This is a genomic window from Treponema sp. UBA7567 (assembly GCF_002476655.1).
Lineage (GTDB): Bacteria > Spirochaetota > Spirochaetia > Treponematales > Treponemataceae > Treponema_D.
The window spans coordinates 227-672 of record NZ_DLLH01000071.1 but is presented as its reverse complement, the minus strand read 5'-3'; the positions used below and the strand labels follow the sequence as shown (position 1 = coordinate 672).

General features: G+C 36.1%; 1 protein-coding gene. It reads right to left on the bottom strand.

Annotated features, from left to right (window positions below; genetic code table 11):
• Positions 1 to 136: 136 nt before the first annotated feature.
• Complete coding sequence (locus B3Y13_RS08775) at positions 137 to 361, bottom strand: heavy-metal-associated domain-containing protein (protein WP_296694009.1); 225 nt, start codon at positions 359 to 361, stop codon at positions 137 to 139.
• Positions 362 to 446: the final 85 nt, after the last annotated feature.

The following is a 446-nucleotide window of genomic DNA, read 5'->3' as shown; positions in this document are numbered from 1 at the left end:
TCGGCTGTTTTTATCTTACATCCTGTCGAGTTTTTACTAAAAAAATGAAAGTTTTCTTCAGCGTTTACCGTCTTCATAAGCGGTAAAAACCGGCTTTCTAAATTTTTGTCCACATTTTAAAGATTTTCTTTTTTATTTACAAGTTTAAACCGGCATAAGTATAACCGGCGTCTGCAATCGCCCTTTCAAATTCGCTTTCTGGAACGTTTTTCGAAAGCTTTACCGTAACCTGCGAAGTCTTGTGGTCTGGCGAGGCTGTCTCTACGCCTTCGATTTTTTCAAGCGCTCTTTTTACGTGATTTTCACAGTTGCAGCACATCATTCCTTCTACTTTTAATGTTTTTTCTGTTAATTCTGCCATTTTTTCGGCCTCCTGTTTATTTTTATTTTCCGCAGAAACTACATTTTGTGCAGTTAAAGCGGATTTTTTGCTTTTTTTATTTTTT

Bases quoted from the DNA above. Each gene is read 5' to 3' on its own strand.
- B3Y13_RS08775 (WP_296694009.1), bottom strand. From the start codon at position 361: ATGGCAGAATTAACAGAAAAAACATTAAAAGTAGAAGGAATGATGTGC.